The 25,148-nt window shown below is 44.4% G+C and carries 25 protein-coding genes; 17 read left to right on the forward strand and 8 right to left on the reverse strand.

Annotation, left to right across the window (positions count from 1 at the left end):
* Positions 1 to 111: helix-turn-helix domain-containing protein (locus tag JGK39_RS26150; protein WP_293252581.1), on the reverse strand; the 111-nt coding region annotated here is incomplete at its 3' end.
* A 296-nt stretch (positions 112 to 407) separates the two neighbouring features.
* Between JGK39_RS26150 and chlG the strand changes: the two genes are divergently transcribed.
* Together chlG and JGK39_RS26160 are read left to right on the forward strand one after the other, a co-directional pair.
* Positions 408 to 1,418 (forward strand): chlorophyll synthase ChlG, encoded by a 1,011-nt coding sequence (gene chlG, locus JGK39_RS26155; RefSeq protein WP_293259416.1) that lies wholly within the window; start codon positions 408 to 410, stop codon positions 1,416 to 1,418.
* Between the two features lie 157 nt (positions 1,419 to 1,575).
* Positions 1,576 to 4,302 (forward strand): PBP1A family penicillin-binding protein, encoded by a 2,727-nt coding sequence (locus JGK39_RS26160; RefSeq protein ID WP_293259419.1) that lies wholly within the window; start codon positions 1,576 to 1,578, stop codon positions 4,300 to 4,302.
* A 99-nt stretch (positions 4,303 to 4,401) separates the two neighbouring features.
* Here the strand turns inward: JGK39_RS26160 and JGK39_RS26165 are convergent, their stop codons facing one another.
* The 4 genes from JGK39_RS26165 to JGK39_RS26180 form a co-directional block, all read right to left on the reverse strand.
* The gene (locus JGK39_RS26165) at positions 4,402 to 5,751 is read right to left on the reverse strand and encodes a 16S rRNA (cytosine(967)-C(5))-methyltransferase (RefSeq protein WP_293259422.1); all 1,350 of its coding nucleotides are present in this window, start codon (positions 5,749 to 5,751) and stop codon (positions 4,402 to 4,404) included.
* A gap of 116 nt (positions 5,752 to 5,867) precedes the next feature.
* On the reverse strand, positions 5,868 to 6,542 hold the full coding sequence (locus JGK39_RS26170; protein WP_293259425.1) for a Uma2 family endonuclease: 675 nt from the start codon (positions 6,540 to 6,542) through the stop codon (positions 5,868 to 5,870).
* A gap of 235 nt (positions 6,543 to 6,777) precedes the next feature.
* The gene (locus tag JGK39_RS26175) at positions 6,778 to 10,059 is read right to left on the reverse strand and encodes a tetratricopeptide repeat protein (RefSeq protein ID WP_293259428.1); all 3,282 of its coding nucleotides are present in this window, start codon (positions 10,057 to 10,059) and stop codon (positions 6,778 to 6,780) included.
* A gap of 287 nt (positions 10,060 to 10,346) precedes the next feature.
* Positions 10,347 to 11,492: a hypothetical protein gene (locus JGK39_RS26180; protein WP_293259431.1), complete on the reverse strand. Its 1,146-nt coding sequence runs from the start codon at positions 11,490 to 11,492 to the stop codon at positions 10,347 to 10,349.
* 271 nt (positions 11,493 to 11,763) lie between these two features.
* Here JGK39_RS26180 and JGK39_RS26185 point away from each other — a divergent pair, with 271 nt between their 5' ends.
* Positions 11,764 to 12,468, forward strand: coding sequence for a hypothetical protein (locus JGK39_RS26185; protein ID WP_293259434.1), 705 nt, complete (start codon positions 11,764 to 11,766; stop codon positions 12,466 to 12,468).
* Between the two features lie 665 nt (positions 12,469 to 13,133).
* On the opposite strand, the gene JGK39_RS26190 is transcribed toward JGK39_RS26185, so the two are convergent.
* Positions 13,134 to 13,574 (reverse strand): NADAR family protein, encoded by a 441-nt coding sequence (locus JGK39_RS26190; RefSeq protein WP_293259437.1) that lies wholly within the window; start codon positions 13,572 to 13,574, stop codon positions 13,134 to 13,136.
* A 158-nt stretch (positions 13,575 to 13,732) separates the two neighbouring features.
* On the opposite strand from JGK39_RS26190, the gene JGK39_RS26195 reads away from it, so the two are divergent.
* The 7 genes from JGK39_RS26195 (at position 13,733) to JGK39_RS26225 (ending at position 18,469) form a co-directional block, all read left to right on the forward strand.
* Positions 13,733 to 14,812: a dipeptide epimerase gene (locus JGK39_RS26195; protein ID WP_293259440.1), complete on the forward strand. Its 1,080-nt coding sequence runs from the start codon at positions 13,733 to 13,735 to the stop codon at positions 14,810 to 14,812.
* Between the two features lie 54 nt (positions 14,813 to 14,866).
* Complete coding sequence (locus tag JGK39_RS26200; RefSeq protein WP_293259443.1) at positions 14,867 to 15,919, forward strand: DUF1611 domain-containing protein; 1,053 nt, start codon at positions 14,867 to 14,869, stop codon at positions 15,917 to 15,919.
* A 43-nt stretch (positions 15,920 to 15,962) separates the two neighbouring features.
* A complete protein-coding gene (locus tag JGK39_RS26205) occupies positions 15,963 to 16,598 on the forward strand; it encodes a type I restriction endonuclease (RefSeq protein ID WP_293259446.1) in 636 nt (211 codons plus the stop codon).
* The gene (locus JGK39_RS26210) at positions 16,595 to 17,062 is read left to right on the forward strand and encodes a GNAT family N-acetyltransferase (protein ID WP_293259449.1); all 468 of its coding nucleotides are present in this window, start codon (positions 16,595 to 16,597) and stop codon (positions 17,060 to 17,062) included. Before JGK39_RS26205 ends, JGK39_RS26210 begins: the two co-directional genes overlap by 4 nt.
* 256 nt (positions 17,063 to 17,318) lie before the next feature.
* Entirely contained in the window at positions 17,319 to 17,615 is a 297-nt protein-coding gene (locus JGK39_RS26215; RefSeq protein ID WP_293259452.1) for a hypothetical protein, read from the forward strand.
* Between the two features lie 308 nt (positions 17,616 to 17,923).
* On the forward strand, positions 17,924 to 18,145 hold the full coding sequence (locus JGK39_RS26220) for an NfeD family protein (protein WP_293322473.1): 222 nt from the start codon (positions 17,924 to 17,926) through the stop codon (positions 18,143 to 18,145).
* Positions 18,146 to 18,262: 117 nt separating this feature from the next.
* Complete coding sequence (locus JGK39_RS26225; RefSeq protein ID WP_293322476.1) at positions 18,263 to 18,469, forward strand: NfeD family protein; 207 nt, start codon at positions 18,263 to 18,265, stop codon at positions 18,467 to 18,469.
* Positions 18,470 to 18,838: 369 nt separating this feature from the next.
* On the opposite strand, the gene JGK39_RS26230 is transcribed toward JGK39_RS26225, so the two are convergent.
* Complete coding sequence (locus JGK39_RS26230) at positions 18,839 to 19,969, reverse strand: Rpn family recombination-promoting nuclease/putative transposase (protein ID WP_293259462.1); 1,131 nt, start codon at positions 19,967 to 19,969, stop codon at positions 18,839 to 18,841.
* Between the two features lie 149 nt (positions 19,970 to 20,118).
* On the opposite strand from JGK39_RS26230, the gene JGK39_RS26235 reads away from it, so the two are divergent.
* On the forward strand, positions 20,119 to 20,493 hold the full coding sequence (locus JGK39_RS26235) for a type II toxin-antitoxin system RelE/ParE family toxin (protein WP_293297859.1): 375 nt from the start codon (positions 20,119 to 20,121) through the stop codon (positions 20,491 to 20,493).
* Positions 20,490 to 20,816 (forward strand): XRE family transcriptional regulator, encoded by a 327-nt coding sequence (locus JGK39_RS26240; RefSeq protein WP_293297862.1) that lies wholly within the window; start codon positions 20,490 to 20,492, stop codon positions 20,814 to 20,816. The genes JGK39_RS26235 and JGK39_RS26240 overlap by 4 nt, the downstream gene beginning before the upstream one ends.
* A 54-nt stretch (positions 20,817 to 20,870) precedes the next feature.
* On the opposite strand, the gene JGK39_RS26245 is transcribed toward JGK39_RS26240, so the two are convergent.
* On the reverse strand, positions 20,871 to 21,041 hold the full coding sequence (locus JGK39_RS26245) for a hypothetical protein (RefSeq protein WP_293297865.1): 171 nt from the start codon (positions 21,039 to 21,041) through the stop codon (positions 20,871 to 20,873).
* 150 nt (positions 21,042 to 21,191) lie between these two features.
* Between JGK39_RS26245 and JGK39_RS26250 the strand changes: the two genes are divergently transcribed.
* The 5 genes from JGK39_RS26250 (at position 21,192) to glyQ (ending at position 25,039) form a co-directional block, all read left to right on the forward strand.
* On the forward strand, positions 21,192 to 23,294 hold the full coding sequence (locus tag JGK39_RS26250) for an NACHT domain-containing protein (protein WP_293322479.1): 2,103 nt from the start codon (positions 21,192 to 21,194) through the stop codon (positions 23,292 to 23,294).
* A gap of 8 nt (positions 23,295 to 23,302) precedes the next feature.
* Positions 23,303 to 23,500, forward strand: coding sequence for a hypothetical protein (locus tag JGK39_RS26255; RefSeq protein WP_293322482.1), 198 nt, complete (start codon positions 23,303 to 23,305; stop codon positions 23,498 to 23,500).
* A gap of 18 nt (positions 23,501 to 23,518) precedes the next feature.
* Complete coding sequence (locus JGK39_RS26260) at positions 23,519 to 23,683, forward strand: element excision factor XisH family protein (protein WP_293297871.1); 165 nt, start codon at positions 23,519 to 23,521, stop codon at positions 23,681 to 23,683.
* Positions 23,668 to 24,003 (forward strand): element excision factor XisI family protein, encoded by a 336-nt coding sequence (locus tag JGK39_RS26265; protein WP_293259471.1) that lies wholly within the window; start codon positions 23,668 to 23,670, stop codon positions 24,001 to 24,003. Before JGK39_RS26260 ends, JGK39_RS26265 begins: the two co-directional genes overlap by 16 nt.
* Before the next feature lie 157 nt (positions 24,004 to 24,160).
* A complete protein-coding gene (glyQ, locus tag JGK39_RS26270; RefSeq protein WP_293259474.1) occupies positions 24,161 to 25,039 on the forward strand; it encodes a glycine--tRNA ligase subunit alpha in 879 nt (292 codons plus the stop codon).
* The last annotated feature ends 109 nt before the right edge of the window (positions 25,040 to 25,148 follow it).

The following is a 25,148-nucleotide window of genomic DNA, read 5'->3' on the forward strand; positions in this document are numbered from 1 at the left end:
CTTATTTAGAGCATAATTCCACCACCAGCGGGTGCAGCCAAAGTGCTGAGATAGCAATATTTGCTGCTCTTGAGTTGGATAAAGTCGAATTTTGACAGCTTTGTGCAACATCTTAATACCTCCTTACTGGATTATACAGATTGCTATAAAGATGTCAAGAAGATTTGGAGATTTCCGTACCTACAATCTAAGAGCCTTTCATCGGGCCATCAAGCTGGGTACAGCTATGCCGGGGGAATTCCCGGCGAGGAGTTAAAATATTTTGGTAAAACCCATATTTTTCTCTAGCATCAACTCCAATCCCGGGTAAGTTTTCCAGACGATGCCTTAAATATCAGTGGTATCCTACAGAATTATTATTGAAACAGAAAACTACACAATAGTAGCAGTACCGCTCACATCAAATTATGTCTGACTCTCCTCCATCCCAAATCACCCCAGAACCCACACCTCCAAGCGCTGCTACCTCCAAGCGCAGTGCCAAAACTCGGCAAATGTTGGGTATGAAAGGGGCTGCTAGCGGGGAAACTTCCATCTGGAAGATTCGCTTGCAACTGATGAAACCGATTACCTGGATTCCCCTGATGTGGGGCGTGGTGTGCGGGGCGGCTTCTTCGGGAAACTATGTTTGGAATTTAGAGAATTTTGCGATCGCCGCTGCTTGTATGTTGATGTCAGGGCCTTTGCTGGCCGGCTACACTCAAACTTTAAACGATTTTTACGATCGCGACATCGACGCCATTAACGAGCCCTACCGCCCGATTCCGTCGGGGATTATCTCGATTCCCCAAGTAGTAACGCAAATTTTGGTATTATTAGCCGCAGGCATTGCGGTAGCCTATGCTCTAGACTTGTGGGCGGGTCATGAATTCCCCATCATGACTGTTTTGACTCTCGGCGGCGCATTTTTAGCTTACATCTACTCCGCGCCACCGCTGAAACTCAAGCAGAATGGCTGGTTGGGAAATTATGCCCTAGGTGCTAGCTACATTGCTCTGCCTTGGTGGGCAGGTCAAGCTTTGTTTGGTACACTAGATCCCACGATTATGGTTTTGACTTTGTTTTACAGTTTGGCAGGGCTGGGAATTGCGATCGTTAATGATTTCAAAAGTGTCGAGGGCGATCGCCAATTAGGGTTAAAATCTTTGCCAGTGATGTTTGGCGTCGAAACCGCAGCCTGGATTTGCGTGTTGGCGATCGACATCTTTCAAGCAGGCATTGCAGTCTACCTGATCGGCATTCACCAAAACCTTTACGCTGTCATTCTCCTGCTGCTGATCGTTCCCCAAATCACTTTTCAGGATATGTACTTTTTGCGTAATCCCCTGGAAAATGATGTTAAATATCAGGCAAGTGCTCAGCCTTTCCTGGTGTTGGGTATGCTGGTAGCGGGTTTGGCACTGGGCCATGCTGGTTGATAAGAATTTTGAGTTATTTATTTTGAGTAAAATGGTTTTTAACTCAAAATAAATAACTCAAGACTCTGCACAGTATTGTTGAAGAAAAGATGTCAAGTTAAAAATTAAAAATTGAAGAGAGCTAGCCTTTTTAATTTTTAATTTTTAATTTAAATTGATGAGGTTTGAAGGTCTGAACGTGTCAGAATTTTTCTCAAATATCAAGGATAAATTGAGCAAAGTCACTAAGGGAGCAGGCGGTAATTCCGATCGAGAATCGCCAAATGCTGCCAATAGCACCGGGCTAAACTCGCCGCCATCCCCGCTTGAATTGTCTGCACGGACAACGGATGGGCGATCGGAGTATGTTGTATCAGAAGATGCTGCACCGCAAGAAGAGTCTAAATTAGCATCAGAATATTTAGAGTCAGAACACGATGAATATCCAATAGTCAAGCGCGATTGGGAAGGGTTGAGGCGCTTAATCGTTTGGTTGGAAATTGAACCTCAAGTTACCAGCTTGCAAGCAAAAGGCAAGGAATTGTTGCGGCCGGGATTGAGCGTGCTGGGAACTAAATTACCCGAAAAATCCCATAGTAGGGAGTTGCCGGAAAGTATTGCACCTCAAAATACTGAACTGCAAATAAATACGGAAATACAGGAAAATATTGCACCTCAAAATAGTGTTATTCAAAATACCGAACTACAGGAAAGTATTGCACCTGAAAATACCGAACTGCAAATAAATACGAAAATACAGGAAAATATTGCATCTCCAAATACCAAACTGCAAATAAATACCGAACTACAGGAAAGTATTGCACCGGAGGAAGATAGCGCGCCGCAGAAAAAGACTAAAAAACGGATATCCCGTCGCCCGAGATTTTGGATAGCTTTAAGTGTTATCAGTATAGGAAGTGGCGCTTTAATCTACGGTTTGTGGATTTTATACACCTTAGACAAAGGTTTGCCGGATGTTAACGATTTGTCGGCGTTTAACCGCGATGGAACGCTGACAATTAAGGCGGCTGACAATACGATTTTGTTGCAGTCGGGGCCGGCAACTAGAGATAAGCTGAAACTTAAGGAAATTCCCGAACTGTTGACTAAAGCTTTTATTGCGATAGAAGACCGCCGTTTTTACGAACATCGCGGGGTGGATTATCAAGGTATTGTGCGATCGATCGCTTCTAATGTGATAGCGAGAGATTTGGTGCAGGGCGGCAGTACAATTACCCAACAATTGGCCCGTGTCGTTTTTCTCAATCAGGAAAGAAGCCTGAAGCGGAAGGTTCGGGAAGCTCTTTTAGCTCAAAAAATAGAGCGGGAGTTGACTAAAGAGCAAGTTTTAGAAAGATATTTAAATCTGGTTTATTTGGGTTCAGATGCTTACGGAGTGGCGGATGCGGCTTGGGTTTTCTTTAGCAAATCAGTCGATAAATTAACTTTGGCAGAGATGGCAACTTTGGCGGGTTTGCCGCCAGCACCGAGCGAATATTCGCCTTTAGTTAATCCGGATATTGCTAAGCAACGCCGCAATATTGTGCTGCAACAAATGCAGGAATCGAAGGTAATTACAGAGGCCCAGGCGAAGGAAGCCCAGGCGGAACCCATAAAAGTGAAACAAAGTCAGCCGAAACGATTTAAAGTAATCGCGCCTTATTTTGCTAGTTACATTCGCAAGGAATTGCCGCGCTATGTTTCTAAGGATGCTTTGGAATCCGGCGGCTTGACTGTGGAGACGACGGTGGATTTGAAGTGGCAGAAAATAGCGGAACAAGTTATTAAAGATGCGATCGATGTTGATGGCCGCCGTCAGGGTTTTGAACAGGCGGCTTTGGTTTCAATAGAAGCTAAAACAGGGGAAGTTAAGGCCCTGGTAGGTGGCGGAAGTTTTAAAGACAGTCAGTTTAATCGGGCTACGCAGGCTTTGCGGCAGCCCGGATCGACTTTTAAGGGGTTGGTTTATGCGGCGGCGATGGCTGCGGGTTTTTCGCCCTACGACAGCTATGAAGATGCGCCAATTATTATCGACGGCTATCAACCGAATAATTACGGGAAAAAGTTTAGCGGTTGGCGATCGATCTCTGATGCTTTGACGAGTTCGGTGAATGTCGTAGCTGTCAGGGTGTTGATGGATGTCGGCTTTGAACCTGCGATCAAATTAGCCCACGATATGGGAATTAAGTCTAAATTAAGTCCGATTTATTCCCTGGCTTTGGGTTCGTCTGAGGTAAATTTGCTGGAATTAACTAATGCTTACGGTACGTTAGCGTCGGAAGGTAATTTTATTGAAGCCCACGGCATTACTAAGGTGATCGATCAGCGGGGAGATGTGATTTATCAGGCTGATTTTAAACCGAAGCGGGTTTTGGATAAGGATAGTGCTGCGATTACTACTTGGATGTTGCAGGGTGTGGTGACTGGTGGTACGGGCGGGCCTGCTTCTTTGGGCGATCGCGCTGTAGCTGGCAAAACTGGCACTTCGGAAAAGGTGCGGGATTTGTGGTTTATCGGTTACATTCCGCAGGTGGTGACTGGGGTTTGGCTGGGGAATGATGACAATTATCCGACGGGGGGAACTAGCGGTACTGCTGCTTACAATTGGCGCGATTTTATGAGTCAAGCCGTGAAGGGAATGCCGGTACAGGAGTTTCCCAAATTACCTGAGTTGGAGGGCCGCAAAGGCAGTATTAAGGCGAAACCCGTCGAACCGAAGGAGATTATTCGAGGGATGATTGTGAATGAGGATGGTGCGATCGTCCCTTACAATCCCAATCCCGAGCCCAAACACCGGGAACCAGCTTATCAAGAACCAGCTTATCAAGAACCGGCCTATCAAGAACCGGCCTATCAAGAACCAGCTTATCAAGAACCCGAACGTTATGAAGAACCGAGATATTAAACTATCGGTTTGTAGTAAGGACTTTAGTCCTAATTGACTAAAATATGCACAAATGAGGACTAAAGTCCTCACTACGAACTCAGGTTTGTAGTGAGGACTTCAGTCCTTCTTAAATCGTTTCAGCCGCACCATAAAAAAGCCATCCATTTGATGCTTGTGCGGCCAAACTTTGACCCATCCTTCTGGTGATGGCTGGACTGGTAAATCAATGGTTGGCGGTTCAATTTGCCAGTGTGGATTGGTGTCTAAGAACGATCGCACAACCTGTTCATTTTCCAAAGGATGAATCGTGCAAGTTGCGTAAACTAAGACGCCGCCGGACTTGACAAATGTCGCTGCATTTGCTAGCAATTCCGATTGCAGTTGCGATTGTTGTTGAATATTTTCGGGCGTGTGTCGCCAGCGGGCGTCGGCGCGGCGGTGGAGGGTTCCGAGGCCCGAACAAGGTGCGTCTAATAATACTCTGTCTGCTAGGTTGATAAATTCTGGGAAGTGGCGGCTGTCTCCGGTATGAATTTTAATAGATTTCATCTGGAGTCGATCGGCATTTTCAGCAAGTTTTTTAAGTCTGCTAGCGGTTTTATCGCAGGCGTAAATAGTGCCTGTATCCTGCATTAATTCAGCGCTGTGGGTGGTTTTCCCTCCCGGTGCGGCGCAGGCATCGATGATGGTTTCCCCGGGCTGCGGATCGAGTAAATGGGTGACTAATTGAGCGCTGCTGTCTTGGATTGTCCACCAACCTTCGCCGTATCCGGGGAGGTTTTGAATTGCGCCGGTGCTGCCATTTAGTCTTAATGCTTGGGGTAAATGGGGGATTCTGCTAGTTGAAATGTTGTGGGCTTGGAAGGCGGTCTCGATTTGGGCGATCGAGCTTTTTAAGGGATTAATTCTGAGATGAATTGTGGGGGATTGATTGAACCATTCGCAGAGTTGTTCGGTTTCGGTTTCGCCTATTTGTTCGTTCCACAATTCTACTAGCCAGTCGGGGAAGCTGTGGAGAATTCCGAGGCGTTCGACTGATGATTTATAGTTAGTAACTGTTAATGGGTTTAAGTCGGTTTCTGTTAAACGAATATATTGCCGCAGCAAGCCGTTGACAAAACTGCTGAGTCCTGACAATTTGTTTTCTTTTGCTAGTTGAACGGTGGTGTTGACGGCGGCGGAGGGGGGGATGTGGTTGAGATATTGGAGTTGATACAAGCCTAAATGCAGGATGGTGCGGAGATCTGGCGGTTGTTGGGAGGATTTTTTTGTGGCTAGTTTGTCGATGATGAAGTCGATCGATCGCATTCTCCTGACGCTACCGTATACTAATTCTGTGACTAAACGGCGATCGAGGTCGTTGAGTTGAGAGTTGCGTAAAGTGCGATCGAGCGCAGCATCTGCGAATGCACCGCGGCGGTGGACTTCGCGGAGTGCGAGAAAGGCTATTTGACGGGGATTTTGCATAGTCTAAGATATGGGGGCCGAGAAACCGGGTTTTTTACGATAATACTTCGTTACAGCCCGCAAATGCGATAAAAACCCGGTTTCTGACTACTCGCGCTTCTAAGACTACAAAACTCTCAAATGTCCTCTGGATTTATGCCCATTTCTCGGAGTTTTTCTGAAAGGCGATCGGCTTTTTGCTGTACCAACTCTTTCTCCTGTCGTTCTTGTTCCATTTGTCTCGACAACTCCACATAAGACAAAAATTTCAGTCCGTCGGGACGATAAATTTCCAAGTCTCCCGATGCAGTTTCAAAACGTATTTCCAAACGCGGACTTACCCAACCCTCAATTGATTCAATATAGTTAAGTTTTCCATCACTTCGCACCCAACCCATTAACTCATTATCCTCTGGATCGTAGACATAATATTCTTCGACTCCATAATTCTGATAGAAATTAAAAAGCTTAAACATGGGCCCCATGCGGTTGCCGGGGGAGATGATTTCAAAGACAACTTGCGGGGCGATATTATCTTCAAGCCACTGTTGGTAGGAACCTCTGTAACCTTTGGGTCTGCCAAACACTACCATCGTATCAGGTGCTTGGCGAGTTTTGTTGTCTCCTTCGACGGGATACCACAGCAAATCACCTGCTACAAAGACATTTTCGTTGTCTTTGTATAAGGCATCTATTCCACCTTGAATGGTGACAATTAATTCAAACTGTTTGGTATTGTCTGACATGGGTTTGCCGTCGCTGTCGGGGTAGATGATTTCTGATGAGGTTTTTGTGGGAATTGTTGCCGTCATGGGGATGAGTCCTTTGCTAGTATCATCAATTTCTATTTTATACCTATTTTCTAAGACAATACGTTTGAAATAAGACGGCGGTTGAAACCGCGGCTATACAAACGATGTCCGCCGGACGCCGACTTAAGAGAATAACATATCTTAATCGTTTCATCTTCAACCTGCGGAGGCAGGTTTTGCTTGTATAGACGCGGTTTCAACCGCCGGGTCTTATTGCGGTTTCAACCGCCGGGTCTTATTCTGATTTTGTTGACACCAACGGTTCTAATAAATTGCGTTCTTCAATGGGAAGTTCTAGCAAAACTCGCCTGTCGCCCTTTGTTTCTTTATAGCGGACAGCCGCATTCAGCAGGCGGATGGGAATTTGGAATTGTTCGTAGTTGCTGGTTTGTTCTTGCCACAATTCTAACCAAGTGCGGGCGGCTTTGTCGCTGACCATTTCTGACATTAGCGCGGGGATGTTTCGCACAATTCCCTGTCCTAAGATTGAGATGATATTGTGCTTGTTGTAAAGTTCGATTAGTGTTTTAATACAAGTTTGGGATATTGCAATATCGCTGGTATTGTTGAATAAATTGCGGACGATCGCTTCTGTGTTGTCAATTTCTGTCATGTCCTCTTGAGTAAAGCGATAAATCGCATCGTCTAAGGCTGTAATACCTTCATCCCATTGATTCAGCGCTAGTAAAGACTCAGCACGATTGAAAAAGGCATACCAATCTGGAAAACCGAATTCGATCGCTTTTTCGAGGGATATTAGTGCTTGGTCATATTGCCCAAGTCGGCACAGTACCCAGCCTCGATTATTCCAAGCATAGCTATCTTGCTCATCAAGTTCAATCATCTTATTGAAGGAAAGTAGCGCTTCTTCGTAATATTCTGGTTTTCCTAGAAAGTAGCCTTGTTTTCCCAGAATGTAACCTCGCCCAGTCCAAGAACACGGATCATTGGCATCAAGTTCGATTGCCCGATCGAAGGATACTAAAGCTTCTTCATATCGTTTGAGGTTGTAGAGTACATGGCCTCGCTTAACCCAAGCCCACTGATAATTGGCATCAATTGTGATCGCGCGATCGTAAGATACTAAAGCTTCATCATAGCGTTTAAGGTTATGGAGTACATTACCTCGGTTAGCCCAAGATAACTTATGATTGTCGTCAAGTTTGATGGCTTTGTCGTAAGATACTAAAGCTTCTTCATAGCGTTCGAGGTTGTTGTTGAGCACATCACCTCGCCTACGCCAAGCCCACTGATAATTAGCATCAAGTTCGATCGCGCGATCGTAAGATACTAAGGCTTCATCATAGCGTTTGAGGTTCTCGAGTACATTACCTCGCATACGCCAATCCCACTTATCATTGGCATCAAGTTCGATCCCTTTATCGTAGGCTTCTAAAGATTCTTCATAACGTTTGAGGTTATTGAGTACATTACCTCGGTTACGCCAAGCTAACTTATAATTATCATCAAGTTCTATCGCCCTATCAAAGGATGCTAATGCTTCATCATAGCGTTTGAGGTTGTTGAGTACATTGCCTCGGTTACGCCAAGCTAACTTATAATTAGCATCAAGTTCTATCGCGCGATCGAATGATACTAAAGCTTCTTCATAGCATTTGAGATTGTCGAATACAATGCCTCGGTTACGCCAAGCTAACTTATAATTGGCATCAAGTTCTATCGCGCGATCGAATGATACTAAAGCTTCTTCATAGCATTTGAGATTGTCGAGTACAATGCCTCGCCAATACCAAGTCAATTTATCATTTTCGTCAAGTGTGATCGCTTTATCTAAAGATACTAAGGCTTCTTCATAGCGCTTGAGGTTATCGAGTACATTGCCTCGATTACGCCAAGATAACTTATCATTATCGTCAAGTGCAATCGCCCGATCAAAAGATCCTAAAGCTTCATCATAGCGTTTGAGGTTATCGAGTACATCGCCTCGAATAGCCAAGGCTTTCGCATAGTTAGAGTCCTTTTCAATAGCTTTATCTAAACACTCCAAAGCTTGATCGTACCGTTTCATCCTATTTAAGAAGTATCCCTTTACCGACCAATCCCTTACCTCCCCGCGACTTGCTACCAACTTTTCCGCATATGCTAAAGCAGAAACATCATCTTTCTGTTCGCGACAATTTTCCATCTCATCATAATAAGCCTTCAGAAGAGGATCTTCCTCATTGTTCTCAATAGCCTCCAGCGCCCGCCGATAATATTCTCGTTCCATCACATCATCAGGTGGAATCGGTTCCAAATTTCGCCGATACTCAAAAAGACTTTCCTTCTCCGCAAAATCAACATCAGCTATCCTCAATCCCAATCGCTGCTGCAACTCTGCCTTCGTATACCAAACCCGCAAAAAATCCACAAATAATCTAATCGGTTCATTCCGCTGCTTCTTCACTTCCAAACAAAAACGCATCAGCGGTTCCCGCAATTCGTACCAAGACTCCCGCCCGATTTCTTCACTTTTCACATAACCCTTTTGCCGCAAATCTTTCAGTTGACTGGATGCAGTTTGGTGAGTGATAAAACAGCGTTTGGCAATTTCTTTTACCGGGGCCGCGCGGCGCAAATCTGCCAAAAAATCCACAATCTTGCGCTGCTGATTTGAGATATATTTCATCCGATCCTGGTAATACGGCGTTAAATCGTCCAGCATCGCCATAAATGCTTCCACCAGTCCATTGAGAGATTCGCGGTTCACCAAAAAATCGGAGAAAACCATATAGATGCGGGGACTGCCACCAGACAGGAAATGCACAACTTTAATGCGATTTCGCCCCGTTGAATTTTGAATAAATTCTGCTAATTCGCTTTTCTCTTCCAAGCTAGCAATCTGATTTAATAAATTTACAGCATCATCGAGTGATAATTCATTGAGATTGTGAGTGTAAAAAAAGCCATAAAAAGGCTTATCGCGGCTTTCAATGCCATCAAACAAACTTTGGGAAGTTGCCAAAATAGTCAAAAAGCCATAATTTTGAATATAAGCCCTAAACTGCTTTTGTCCGATATCGTCCAAGCCACTAAATACATCATCCAAATTTTCTACAATTAATAGCAAAACCCGGCCGTCAATAAAATCTTTCAACAATTGTGCGGCTTGCGATTCCGCATCCTCCGCCGACAACTCATAAAGCCCTTCGACAGCATCGTGTAACTGCGTTTGATATTCGGCAGGATATTCTTTACCAATGGCGCGCAATATTGCAATCAATAAATCTAAAAAAGATGCTATCCCATATTCTTCTTCCCTCAGCCATGCAATGAGCAATTTATCCTGCAAATCCTTCATCTTAGAAACGCGGTGATAAATCAGAGATACTAAATGGGTTTTGCCAATGCCGCGCGGCCCGATTAGGAGTTGATAATGTTTGTTGACTGTTAGGGCGCTTTCGCGGATGTTTTCTACTAAATAGTTTGCTAGTGTGTGACGCTGTACTAGGATGGCTTCGAGGGTTTCTGGTGCCATCAAGCTCGGGGTGAATCTGGAGATTAATGTGTTTTTCATGGATTGATTCTGTTGTTTTTTTTGTTAGTTATCCCACTCGCTAGTCTCTCTGCTAACCCGATAGTCCGCCAGGGAATAAATTCCCTGGCTCATAGCGAAAGTCCTCTGAAGAGGACTGAAAAACTCATGAGTTTTCTGTCACTGGGAATGAGTAAAAAGATTAGATGAATAGACGAATAGTCTTGGATTTAGTATTAGTCCTCTTCAGAGGACTTTCGCTATGAGGCAGGGGTTTAAACCCCTGCCGGACTGGTGGAATACCAGATAACTAGACTGCTAAATTCTGCTTAACATCTTAAGGATTTCCAGTATTTTTTAATCAGCGGATACCGAAATTGATATCTGCCATCTTTCTTGTAAATATAGTAATCCTGCTCCAAAAACCTTAAAACTTTCCTCGCCATTTCCTTATCTTGAGTTTCTGAGTCTTGCTTGATACCACCAAACAACTCATCAAAGGACAAAGAATCGCCCGCAGCAGCCAAAACATCAAGCAAATTCAGGGCATAAGGACGCTGTTTTTCATCGTAGTAAGTATCAACTCGCTCCCGATAATGTTCCATTTTCCAAGGATTCAGCGGGTCATCCAAACAATCACCAATGACTTCCTCAATACCTGCTTTGTCCGCTGCACCACCGCGCAATTTGAGTTTGACAATTAAATGGTGAATGTAAAATGGAATATTACTTAATTCATCGGCGATTAAAACCGCACTTCCTTGAATATCCGGTGTAGCAATATTTTCGCCCTCCAGCAATTTGCGAGCTAAATTAGTTGCATCTTTATCGGATAGCGGCGGCACGTCTTGGACGTACATATCATTAATGGGGTCGTTTGTATAACCCGCTTTTCTGAGAACATTCAAAACGTGATGCAAGCCAATTGAACCTGTATAAACCATTCTGACAGCCGGGTATGTCTGGCGGATATATCGCAAAGTATCGAGCAAGTCCATAGCCGCTGCATCGCCGATATTACCCAGCATATACGGCATTTCATCCCAAAAGAAGATGACTGTACGGTCTTGATTTTCGACCAAATCTGCTATGGTTTGAGTCAGCAAATCTTGCCAATGGGTATTTGCAATGCTCGGTAACTTGACACCGCTAAATTCTGTACCTCCCAGTTGAGTTAGCAAGGCGCGAGCCTTCTTAGCGTTGCGCTTCAAACCTGTTAAATATTTTTCGACATCCTCAAACACTTTCTCGACAAATCCTAAGGGCGATTTAATACCTTCTAAGTCACGATAAATCGGCAATTTATCTGCGGTAGCTTCCGCTTGCATTTTCTTAATTACTGATGTTTTCCCCATGCGGCGCTCGGCACTCAATATGACACTTTGCTGCTCTAAAATTTCCCACAAATCTACAATCAGCTTGTCTCTACCCATGACTTCTGCTGGCGCAATTGCTCCACCGGGATTTGCTTTCATTTTCTCTCCTTAATTATATTCGCAAAATATACGTTGCTTTTATTGTACGTCAAATTCAACGTATATTGCAACTTAACTTGACTGGTTCCCCGGCTCTGCCTGGGAACTGATGTCTGGAGGCTCTGCCTCATTTGTTGGGAATCGAGGCAGAGCCGAGGGATCTACCTCCCCAGGCAGAGCCGGAGAATGAGAAAAAAGGATATAAAAATCTGCAAAATCTTCTTGACGTTTTGTTACAATACGCAAAACTTGATATTTTAAACCATACTGAATGACCTTCTTCAACCCCTGTGAACCTTTAATCCGCTCCAAACAAGAACATCTCGACGTACAAGACCTCGCAGGCCTGTTGCGCCTCCGCTGGCAAGTCGGAAATATTACTCTTTTCTCAGGATTTTATACCCGCATTGACCAAACTTTTCTGCTTTGGGGTTTGGTGACGGCGGGGATTTTTTTTACGGCTCAGTTTGTCCCGCTTAGTTGGAGCTTTCAGGCGATTTTGTGGTCAACTGTGACTCTAATTGGCACTGCGATAATGGCGGTTTTGACTTTGTTTTGGGTAAAAGTCGAGCGGGTTAGCTGGATTCTTTACTCTTGGGCGATTTTGATGATTTCTGGTTTGGTTGTGACGGATTGCAGTATTTTTGCCGGTTGGGGATTTTGGTTGCTGCATCTGTGCGATTTGTGGTTGGGGTTGAGCGCGATCGGCTATTTTTGTACTGGACTCGGTTTGCGATCGCGCGCTTTTATCGCGATCGGGCTAACTCATTTATTTAGCATACCTCTATTAACCTTTGTTGCCCCTTGGCAATATCTAACCACAGGCATAATTATGGCCGGATGTTTGCTGTTACTCTCGGAGTTGCAGTGGGATATGCGATCGCCGATCGAGAATACGTTGCTGGGCGAAGAACAGAAAGAATTTAACCGAATTCAACAGCAACGGCGGCAGTTCGGCGCGAATGCAGCCAAATAACTCAAAAATCTTAACAGTCTAGCCATCTTAGAATTCGGTGGAAACTCGCTTAAGCTGCGAGCCCCGAACTTAAGTCTGAGGGAAGATTCCAAAAGTGCGATCGATCTCTTACTCAAAACCGAAACAGCATCTTTTCGAGCGAAAAAGTGTAAAGAATTCTGTACAACAGGTCACACTTTAGAGAAATCGCAGAGAATAGAAACATACAGCATAAATAATAAATAAACCTTAACCAGAACAGGAGTTTTGTTGTTTTACCTGTGAATCGCCAACCTAAGGAGAACGGTGTCCGGGAGGCGACTGGCGAACAATGCTGTACTTGCCACGATAAAAGTTAATTCTGGTTGACAATAGTTGTCAAAACCAAAAAGTGGTGCAGGGTTTTTACCGTTTCCCCTGCTTCGCAGTCTCCGAGGAGAGGCTAAACCCTCTACTAGAACAGCCTGAGGAGATTGGCACACAATTTGACAGTTGGTCAGGCGGATGTTTGAGTCACCGTGTTTAATAAAATTTAGGAAATGCTCGCTTAGCAGCCTAGCAGGACTTAAGATTAAATAAGTCCTGCTTTATCATGGGTTCGTAGTAAGGACTTTAGTCCTCCCTCTTGAATTGAGAAAGAAAGGACTGAAGTCCTGACTACAAACTTGTAAGTTCTGTTTTACTCGCTACGTGCCTTTTCGCAAAATCTCTCGCACTTCCATTAAAATCTGTCCCAACATATTTTTGCCGCTGCCATCTTTCCCACAACCCCAATAGTAATCTCCCGGTGCATTCTCGACTATTTCCTCATCGCCGGTAGCGAGTAAAATTTCGCGGATATCGGCATGAGTTTTAAATTTGCACAGTACGGCTTTTCGCATGATATCGTCTTTGACTTGTTCCCAATCTTGGCGCAGGGGACGAGTTCGCTCGCGCCCCATTTTTGCTGCATCTTTCGGCGTTTTTGCTTGGCGAATTTGGTCGCAGTGTTCTGTTTGGGGAAACTTTTGTGCTTGAAAATAATGTTCGGTAGTCAGCCAGTATTCTCCGTCTAACTCGACTCCGTGACGGGAAAAGTTAGAGAAACTACCGTATTCGCTGCTAGTTGTGTAAAAGTAAATTGGCATGATATTTCGTTGCTAATTTAGATCTAAATGTACACCTTCCTTACCTAGAAGTATGGCATAGTTTACAATTAGCAGTTGGCTTTATTACAAATGTTTAGTAAAATATCCAAACAAAGATTAGGGTTTTCAACCCTGCAATCCACAGGTTATAACTAATCATGCAGCTTCAAATAGAAACTTTCACTGTCCGCAAGCGGTTTGCGCTTACTATCAGCCGCGGTACAACAGCCCAAAGTACGAATTTGTGGGTAAGATTAGCCCATGAAGGTATCGAAGGTTGGGGAGAAGCATCGCCCTTTTCCACAGGTTCTAAGCCCCAAACTACGGAGAGTCTGCTAGCAGCATTGCAGGAAGTTGCACCGCTACTAGAAAAGTTTACTCCGTGCGATCGCCAAAAAGTCGAACAAATCTTCACAGAAGTCGAGTTACCCTCGGCCGCCCGCGCCGGCATCGACATCGCAATGCACGACTGGCTGGGCAAAAAAGCAGGCTTCCCGCTGTGGAAAATGTGGGGATTAGATCGATCGCGCATCGTCCCCACATCCGTCACCATCGGCATAAATTCGCCATCTGGTGCTAGAGACAGAGTGCGCGATTGGTTTGGCAAAGATGCGACAGATCCCGCAAGCATCAAATACCGCGCCGTCAAAATTAAGTTGGGAAATCCCGAAGGAATTGAAGCCGACAAAGCTATGTTAATCGCAGTATTAGACGAAGCGCCGGCTAATATTCAAATTAGTGTTGATGCTAACGGTGGTTGGAGTTTGAAAGATGCTGTAGAGATGTGTCACTGGTTGGAAAAATACAACATAAATTATGTCGAACAACCGCTTTCACCAGTCGCAGATTTGGCTGAATTCGCAGAACTTTACCGTCAATCGCCGCTGCCAATTTTTGCTGATGAAAGTTGCTTTAACAGTTCGGATATACCCAAGTTAGCGCACTGCGTCCGCGGCATCAATATCAAAATGATGAAATCAGGCGGATTAACGGAAGCTGTGCGGATGATTCACGCAGCAAAAGCCTGCAATCTGCAAGTGATGTTCGGCTGCTATTCCGATAGTGCGATCGCAAATACCGCAGCAGCCCAACTTTCGCCCCTTGCTGATTATCTGGATTTGGACAGTCACTTGAATTTACTAGACGATCCTTTCACAGGCGCAGTCGTTGAAAATGGGTGTTTGCTGCCAAATGGGCGATCGGGATTGGGAGTGCGGCGAATTGACATTGTAGAATAGAAGTATCGCTCACAACTAATCGGGAGATGCTATGATATCACCTACAGTGAACCAATGACTAAAAACTATCCTACTATCAAAAATGGCAAAGTTGCTATCTTGCTGCACGAGGGAATTCTCGGCGCTTCCGGCAAAACAGGCTTAGCATTTTTGCGCTACAGCGAAGCACAAATTGTAGCAGTAATTGACCGCCAATGTCAAGGACAATCTCTATCTAAATTAACTGGCATTCCTCAACAAGTACCGATCGTAGCTTCCGTTGCAGAAGCACTGCAATTTGCGCCGAATATTCTGCTAATTGGTATCGCTCCTTCCGGCGGTATTTTGCCCCCGGAATGGCTGCCAGAAATTGATCGAGCGGTAGCAGCAGGTTTGTCGGTTGTCAACGGTTTGCACGCGAAACTTGCACCTTTGATAACGGTTCCGTTAACCGAAAATCAATGGATTTGGGACGTGCGTCAGGAACCGAAGTCTGTTGGGGCGATCGCCTCTGCCGCCGCTGCTAAATTAAGCTGTCGCCGCGTGTTAACTGTCGGTACAGATATGAGCGTTGGCAAAATGTCAACCAGTTTGGAACTCAATCGCACTTGTTTGCAGCGGGGTTTGCGTTCCAAATTTTTAGCAACCGGACAAACGGGTTTAATGATTGGAAATGAGGGGATTGCTTTGGATGCAGTGCGAGTTGATTTTGCCGCCGGTGCTGTCGAACAAGTCGCGATCAAATTGGGTGCGGAATGCGATATTCTGCACGTAGAAGGGCAAGGTTCGCTATTGCATCCGGGTTCGACGGCGACTCTGCCGCTGTTGCGGGGGACACAGCCAACTCACTTAATTTTAGCGCACCGAGCCGGACAAACTCACATTCGCAATCACCCGCACGTATCGATTCCGAGTTTGTCGAAAGTGGTTGAATTGTACGAAATGGTGGCCGCTGCTGCGGGTGCTTTTGTCGGGGCAAAAGTCAGTGCGATCGCTCTCAATACTCATCACTTAACTGACGCAGAAGCGCTGTTAGCCATAGCAGGAATTGAAGCAGAAACGCGATTGCCTTGTACCGATCCGGTGCGGTTTGGCGCTGAGGTGTTGCTGGGGGCGATCGACAATTGATATGCTACAATAAGTTACAACTAGCTAAGAGCTACAGAAAACTATGACACAAAGCATTCAAGCAAAAGCACTTACCCTGCGCGATGTCAAAACAAAATTTAATCTACAGTTGTCTGAAGACGAGCAATTTTTCCGAGAATGGATTGATGATTTGCCAGAAATCACAGATGCAGAAAAGCGATCGCTCGACAAGGTAAAAGCAGGCTATATCAATAGTACCTCATACCCTTTCCTAGAAGATACTGTAAAAATGGTGGTACTAGCTCCTTTGCTATTTGTAGCAGATTTTTTCCTGACTCCCTTTCACATAGAATGTGAAAAATCTGTTGAACTGATTGTCGAAGATGAAGATATAATTGTTAGGGGCAGCATAGATGTCCTATTATTGCTGCAATCTTTTTGGGTTGTGGCGATCGAGGCCAAGCGATCGCAATATTCCGTTGAAGCTGGACTTCCTCAATTGCTATTTTATATGCTGAATGACCCAAATTCAGAACAACCAACGTTTGGGCTTCTGACTAATGGCAGCAGTTTCCGATTCATCAAAGTGACTAAACAAGATACACCGCAGTATGCTTTATCTAAGTTGTTTGATATTCAGAATCCCGGAAACGAACTTTACGAAGTTTTTCGCATTTTCAAACGAATCGCTGCTGTAGTTTCCAGCTATAACTCATGATTGCAAGTTCTGTTTCCTTACCCCCAGAATGCAAAATTCGCCAAGCGTCGGAGCAAGATATCAAATCAATTAGAATGTTAGTTTGGAGTGCTAAACTCGATCCTACTCAGTTGCGCTGGGAGCAATTCTGGGTGATCGAATGTGAGGGGAAATTGGCGGCTTGCGGACAGTTGCGGAACTTTACGGGCGCGCAAGAGTTGGGTAGTTTGGTGGTGGCGAAGGATTGGCGCGATCGCGGTTTGGGCATTTACCTGACCAAATATTTAATTCAACAGGCTACAGAACCGCTATATTTAGAATGTTTGGGAAAGCGACTGGCATCATTTTATACTCGCTTTGGCTTCGTGGAAGTTTCCGTGCAAGATTTGCCGCAGTCGCTTAAATTCAAGTTCGGTTTGTCTCAATTAGGTAAAATTTTATTCAGAATTCCGGTAACAATTATGCAGTATCAAGCAGGTTCTTGATAATTATGATTTTTATGAGTTTAAGTTTCTGAATTTTATGAATTGATTTTAAGTTCGATTTGTTTAATAATGAATGGTGATTGCAAGCTCGGTTCGTAGTGAGGACTTTAGTCCTCATCAGACTTTAGAAGAGAGAGGACTGAAGTCCTCACTACGAACTTAAAATCGGTTCGTAGTGAGGACTTTAGTCCTCATCAGACTTTAGAAGAGAGAGGACTGAAGTCCTCACTACGAACCTATGAGTCGCGGAGGGGATATGTACGGATGTTCCGGATTGCGCGATCGACCCTGCGTAAGTTCAGAATTCACAGCCTGCGGTAGTCCAGTTGCCGAAATTGGCACAGCTACCAGCCAGATGAGTAGGCTAAAATTCTTGAAAAATCGTTGCTTGCAGGTTTGCAAGTGTCCTGTGCCAGTACCAGACGATAAAAGTGGACTGGCGATCGCCCCAAACACATTCGACTCCTGGCAAATTAGTAAGTGTCAAGCAAACGACTCACAGCCAATCAAAAAAAGCAACCCCAAAAATAAAACATCTTCACAGCAGCAGTAATGCGGAATCAGACAATCTCTAATGTAGCTAACAACATCTACCCTTGAGAAAAATCTCACCAACGGTTCAACCACTAAATCGTTAATTCAATACCTCGGAATTACCGAATTTAAACTCCCGCAACCGCTTCTCAAATCCCTCCTACATTTCAAAAATTCTTGGGCTTCAATCCGGATCTAACTAGGAAAGACAAGAAAAATGAAATATCAGGGCAATCAATCAATCTCAACCGAGGAAATGCAGCCTCTCAAATAGCATAAACCGACAATTACACATCCATTTATTGTAACACAACAGGAGTAAATATTATGTTCAACGTAGTAAAAGCTTTCGGCTCGATCTTCTCCACTCAAGGATACAGCACAGCCAACAATCTGTTAATCAAAAATTACGTCAACACCAACTTTAACTATTTCAACGAAGAAGCAGTCGTCGATGAATCGATTTACCCGAATCAAACAGGTCGCGTCCGCTTCCAAGGTAGCTGGTGGCCCGCACGGTGCGATCGGTTGACAGCATCACTCTGTTAGTTTCCCTCACTCCCGCAGACTAAATCAGAGCTTGAAAAATCAGGAAATGCGATCTTTCAAATAGCATCAACAGGCGATAAAACTTCCACATATTTTAACACAAAAGGAGTCAGGGAAATGTTTAACTTAGGAAAAGCTTTCGGTTCGATTTTTTCTGTTCACACCTACAGCACAGAAAACAATATGTTAGTGGACAACTACATCAATACCAATTTTGTCTATTTCAACGAAGAAGCAGTCGTCGATGAATCGATTTACCCGAATCAAACAGGTCGCGTCCGCTTCCAAGGTAGCTGGTGGCCCGCACGGTGCGATCGCTTTTAGTTTCCCTCACTCCCGCCGACTAAACGAGAAAGCAATCTAAACCTTTTCACGGTAAGAGCCCCGAATTCTTCAAGAAGTCGGGGCTCTTACTATTCTGTTGTTTAGAAATTAGGAGACGGCAGTGCCCATTGGTGTCAACTTAAGGTAGAAGCAATAGTCCGACAGGGGTTGAAACCCCTGTCTCAAAGCTAAAGTCCTCTTTAGAGGACTGAAGAACTCATTAGTCCTCTTTAGAGGACTTTACCTATTAGACAGGGAATTAATTCCCTGGCGGACTGGCGGGCCCACTAGCGGACTTGGCGGGCTGACAGCTTAAATTGACACCAATGGGCAGTCCGTGTCCCTACAATATTATTATCGAATGTCGCACTACAATAAAATGGCATTTTTGAGAGCTTGTTTGTTGAGCCGATCGCCTATTTGAGATTCGCTACTTCCTGGACTGACTGCTGTTGTTTCTGATGCTTTGGCTGGCGGTAGTGGTTCGAGCAGTTTGGATTGAGCTTCCTGAATTACAGAGTAATTTTCAGCCCAGGATGAAATCGCTTCTGAAAGGACATCACTTTCATCGGATAAGGGTTCAATTAGCTGCGCTAGTTCGGTTAATTGTGCGGCAGAAAAGAGATCTCGCTGTTGAGTTAATAGTTCGATAAACGAGTCAATGTTTTGTTCTGAAACTGACATCGATTCCCGTTGGATTTTGTTAATCGTTTGCCGCACAAATGCGAGAGACAGATCTAACAATTGCGCGATCGTCTCTAAATTCATGCCAAACGCTATCATCCGACGAATGGCTTCTAACTTCGCCTGCCGCTCACCTTGTTCGAGTCCTTCTTCTAAACCTTCTTGCTTGACTTCTTGATAAAATCTGGTTTGTCTGAGTTCGCTTAAATTCAGCATGATGGCAATTTCCTCGCGGCTTTTCTGGGGGAGTTTGTAGACGATAATTGTTTCGATGAGGTTGATTAAATCGCGTAGAACGATCGGATCGGACAACTGCTGTCGGGCCATTGCGATCGACTGGCGTGCTTGTTCTGCGGCTGTCTCTGCTGGCTCGATTACCAGTTTAACAACTTTTACTCCCAGCGAGCGATCGGCGGCTTCTGGCAATTCATCGAGGTAAATCCGCTGCACGCGCTGGCTAGTTAAGAGTTCCTGAAATTGCAGCATCTGTTCGTGTTCGATGCGGCGGCTGGGATAGATGACAACCACGCGCCAAGGATTGGAGGGTTTGTATTGTCGCAGATAGAGAAAGAGCTCGCCAAAGATGCGGTAGTACAAGTCGGCATCGGGTTGAAACTGAACTTCTGCCAAGTAAAATGGTTTTTCAGGTTCTTCGGTGGTGGGCAGAAATAAGCCATCGATGCGGAATGCGAGTTGTTTGATTTCGCGGGAGGTGAATTCATAGGCGGCGGCTTCGTCTGGAGGGCGATCGATCAGTTCAAAGAAGAAGCTGGGAAATTCCTGAAACAGGCTGTAGAAAATGGTGTCTGTTTTCATGAGTTGTCGATGGGAATCGAAGATGGCTACTATACCATGCCAAGAGAGAACTATGACACAAGAACCCCTGATCGAGGAAATCGATTTTTAGGCTTGGCAACATTTTATGCTATTGTCAAACTGGGTTTTTACAGGAAATTTAGTATAAAATGGTCGATAACAAAGATACTATAGAAGTGCCTTTACGACCTCTTGTTTGGATGGGAGACTCTCGCAAAAATATCCGCGAGTTTCCTGAAGAGGTACAAAAAGCCGTAGGTTATTCCCTACAACTGGTGCAAGCTGGGGAAACACCTTTGTCAGCCAAGTCCTTTAAAGGGGTGGAAAGCGGTGTGTATGAAATCGTCAAACGTTACGATACCGATACTTACAGGGCAGTTTATGCTGTAAAGATTGGTGAAAAAATCTATGTATTGCACGCTTTTCAGAAGAAATCAAGGCAAGGGATTAAAACCCCACAGGCTGATGTTGACTTAATTAAAAAACGCTATCAAGACGCACTAGCTAGGGAGCAACAATTATGACAGAAGAAACTATTTTTGAAGAAAGCAGTGGTAATGTATTTGCTGACCTTGGATTGGCAGATGCTGATGAACTTTTTGCGCGAGGTAAAATCGGGATTCAGGTACTTCGCCTGTTGAAACAGCGCAACTTAGAACAGCGTGAAATGAGCGAATTACTTGGAATTCCACAACCAGAAGTCTCTCATTTAATGAACGGAGAGTTTCAACGGTTCAGCGAAGGAAAACTACTGCTTTTCCTCAAGCGACTCGATACGGAAATCACCTTACATCTTCGCCCTCGTAATGGGGGAAATCAATCTGCTGAAACTGTGATATTGCTATAGGACTTGGGGAACCGATCGCCCTGTTGAATTTTTTCGCAAAGGCGATCGGGGCTTCTAGCTTTTATCTATTTCACTCGTCTCATCTTTCTGCAATGCCGTCAAAATTTGAAAGCACAGCTTGAGCAGAAACAGCAGAAATCCTGCGTGGGGATTGAGGCAAGTGGCAACGCCAACCACTGCAAACTCGGTAACTTTGAGCCATTTTTTCTTGTTTGAAATCTTCATGTTGGTCCCGAAGTGTTGAAACTCTCAACAATCTGCCAAATGCAAGATAGGAGGCTGGTTTTAGATCCGATCGCCCACCGCTCAGGTTATGTACAAGTTTGTCCAAGTTACGATCGCGTCGCTATAATTGGAGAAACCTGAAACCACTACATGACGGAACCTAGCGGACGCTCTCTCAGACTATCGCCAACTCAACTGAAAAACGCGGACATCGCATTAGCAAAATTTGGTAGCAAATCAGATTTGGCTGCTGAATTAAAGATGTCGCGTACCACCATCAACAAATTTTTCAAAGGTGAACCTGTTCAGCGCAAGCAGTTTCTTGGCATCTGCAAAAAGCTCAAACTGAAATGGCAACCCGACGATGAACAGGTTCAGGAGAAAGGTAAACCACCAAATTCGCTGTCAGATCCGCCTCTGGAGAGCCTGAAAGATGATATTGATGCGTTAGTTCAGCAACTGCGATCGCGCTTTCACGATGACATTCAACGCTTGCACGGAACCATGCCGCTTTGGGGTGTCGATCGTTGGGTGCCTTTGGGTGACTTGTTTGTGGATGTCAATATTCTGGAAAAGCTGAGTAGTAGTCATAGGTCGGAATACGATGACTTGTCACAAGATTTCATGAACAATCCCAGCGCTCGCGGTTTAGATCGCATTGGCTTGGGTAAGGAACAGGAACGGGTGTCAGGCTTAGAGGTGCTGGCAAAGAATACAAACCTGATGGTGGTGGGCAAACCGGGTTCGGGCAAAACGACATATTTGCAGCGAGGGGTAACGGAGTGCAATGCAGGGAATTTACAAGCACACCGGATTCCGGTTTTGATTAGGCTGCGGGATTTTGTGAGGGATGGACGTGAGGTTTTCTATGCGCTAAAGCCTTATCTAGAGAAGTGTTGGCAGTTATCAGATACAGAAACCCTACTCAAACAAGGTCGGGCGATGCTTCTGCTGGATGGGTTGGATGAGGTGACGGGGGAGAATGGGAAGAATATCACCGAGGAAATTAAGAAGTTTGCTCGTGACTATCCGCAGGTGCAAGTAATTGTGACGTGTCGAACGCAGAGTTTTACTGGCGAAATGGACTGGAAATCTCTAAATTTTGAATTTGTGGAGGTGGCGGATTTTAATGAAGGCCAGGCGCGATCGTTTTCAGAACATTGGTTTAAGACTGTGATGGGAAATGAGTTGGTGGGAATGGCGAGGGCGGGGAAGTTTTTGGAACAGCTCTTTTTAGAGTCGAATAAGCCGATTCTGGAGTTAGCAATTACGCCGATTTTGCTGAGTTTAACCTGTGTAGTTTTTCACTCAAATGAGAAGTTTTACTCAAAGCGCTCCAAGTTGTATGAAGAGGGTTTGGAGTTGCTACTGGAGCGGTGGGATCAGTCGCGAGAGATTGAGCGAGATGAGATTTATCGAGATTTGTCGGTGGAGCGAAAGTTAGATTTATTGAGCTATCTGGCAGTGAAGAAGTTTGAGCAGGCGCAGTATGTATTGTTTGAGCAGACGGAGATTGAGGGATATATTGCGGAGTTTTTAGGGATTGGGCAGCGGGATAGTCGGGTGGTGTTGAAGGCTATGGAAGCGCAGCATGGGTTGTTAATTGAGCGAAGTCAGAAGGTTTGGTCATTTTCGCACCTTACTTTTCAAGAGTATTTGGTGGCGAAGTGGTTTTGCAGGCATACCCCTTGGCATAAATTAGTCAAATATCTTCCAGACAAACCTTGGCAACAAGTTTTTCTGTTAATAGCAGATATAACTCAAGATGCTGACAGTTTACTGCTACAAATGAAGCAAGCTATTGACAAAGATTTAATCGATCTGGAAGGTGAATTATATGAATTATTTAAGTGGCTTAATACAATTGCTGATTCTTATAAATTCTTGATCAATCTGGATAATAAAAATACAAGTTCCGTTATCCCGAACGTAAGTGCAATTCGGATATTTTACTTCGAGCTTTTCTTTTCCATACCAGGCGATAAATATAATTTTTTACCCCGAAGATGTTATCCTATTGCGATTTGTATAGAACCACATTTAATGTCATTTTCTAAATTTAAAAGTGATGATTTATTAGCAAATTGTATCTATATAGCACGTGGACTCATGGAAAAATATCACAGGACAAATGCGATGGCTCTCCTTTCAAATTTATCAAGATTTCGGGGTAAAATTATTGATAGATTAAGAGACTTAATGCCTGAATCTGAAAGAGGAAAGATTCTTTGTGAACTGCCGCCCAAGAGTTAAAAGTTGTTATGAATATTAGTTATGCATGGGAATTTAATAAAGAACAAAAAGATTTTTTACAAAGTTACTATTACTGCAATACTCTTTTGATAAGATGTTTAAGAGAAAGTGTCGTGGTCAGTAATGATGTAAAGAAAGAAATAGAAGATATACTTTTGTTACCGATCGCCGAAATCGAAAAACGCAAACATGAAAAAGCCGAGTAGGGCGATTCTACTCAAGATATGGAGCAAGAACAGAAACGGCAGTTGTTCCTAGCGATCGCTCAAGCCATCTATATTCGACATTTCCAAAAACCAATTTTTCAGCTAGCCGTTCAACGTAATAGAATTAACTTATTAGTTTACGAACCAGAGCAGGAGGCTATTGTTCAATGGATCGCTCACTAAATTATGCAGATATCCTGAAACAAACCCTACAAGAAGCAACTCGATCGCAACCTCGTTTACAAGCGATTCAGCTTTATCCTGTCTGCGATACGGATTCAGGCCATTTCCTGATTCTCGCTACAGGTTGGGATAAGCAACGCTGGATGGACACGATTCTGTTTCACGCTCGCTTGGTCGATCGCCATGTCATCATAGAAGAAGATAACTTTGAGCAAGGGCTAACCCCTGCACTGATTGTCGCAGGTATCCAACCAGAGCATATTATGACTGGCCTCGATTATCAAAATAGTGCTAGCCCAGTGGTGTTTCAGGCGGTGTAGCGATCGCCTCCCAGAAGCCATCGATCGCAATAACTCGATCGATACAAGATACCTGAAAAAAAAACTTAAATATCCAGCGATACAGGGTTTATTAAAATAAACCCTCCCTTTTTTATGCTTAAATAAGTTGAGACACTCCCTAACCATATTTAAACCAGTGAACTTTCAATCAGTCATTGCCACCTTAAACAAATTCTGGAGCGATCGCGGTTGCCTGATCGCCCAATCCTACGACACAGAAAAAGGTGCAGGCACCATGAATCCCCACACTTTTCTCAGAGCGATCGGGCCCGAACCTTGGTCTGTCGCCTACGTCGAACCCTGTCGCCGCCCCACCGACGGACGCTACGGCGAAAATCCCAATCGCTTCCAACATTACTATCAATATCAAGTCTTAATTAAACCATCTCCTCCTAATATCCAAGAAATCTATTTAGACTCCCTGAGAGCATTGGGAATTATACCAGAAGACCATGATATTCGTTTCGTAGAAGACAACTGGGAATCTCCTACTTTAGGAGCTTGGGGTGTGGGCTGGGAAGTCTGGCTCGACGGTATGGAAATCACTCAATTTACCTATTTTCAACAGTGCGGTAGCATTGATTGTCGCCCGGTTTCGATTGAGATTACCTACGGGCTGGAACGCCTCGCAATGTATCTCCAAGAAGTTGATGCGATGACGAAAATTCAGTGGAAAGATGGCGTAACTTACGGCGACGTTCACCTGCAAGGAGAAATTGAACAGTGTACTTATAACTTTGAAGCTTCTAATCCTGAATTGCTGTTTACTTTGTTTGGATTGTACGAGCAAGAAGCTGAACAATTGACCAAAAAAGGCTTGGTTTTGCCGAGTCTAGATTATGTGTTAAAATGTTCTCACACTTTTAATTTGCTTGATGCTAGAGGCGTGATTTCGGTGACGGAAAGAACTCGCTACATTACCAAGATTCGGAATTTGGCGCGGCGGGTTGCTCAGCTTTATTTGGAACAGCGCGAACATCTGGGTTTTCCTTTGGATAAAGCTGTGAAAGTTTGAGCCAGATGCTGTTAGGTAAGGTGCGCAGTGCGCACCCTACAAATACTGGTTTATTTCAGAGAAGTCAAGCCCGTAAATTTTGGGTTTGGCATGGGTAAGGTGCGCACTG

This window comes from Microcoleus sp. PH2017_12_PCY_D_A (genome assembly GCF_020738565.1).
In the GTDB taxonomy this organism is placed as follows: Bacteria; Cyanobacteriota; Cyanobacteriia; order Cyanobacteriales; family Microcoleaceae; genus Microcoleus.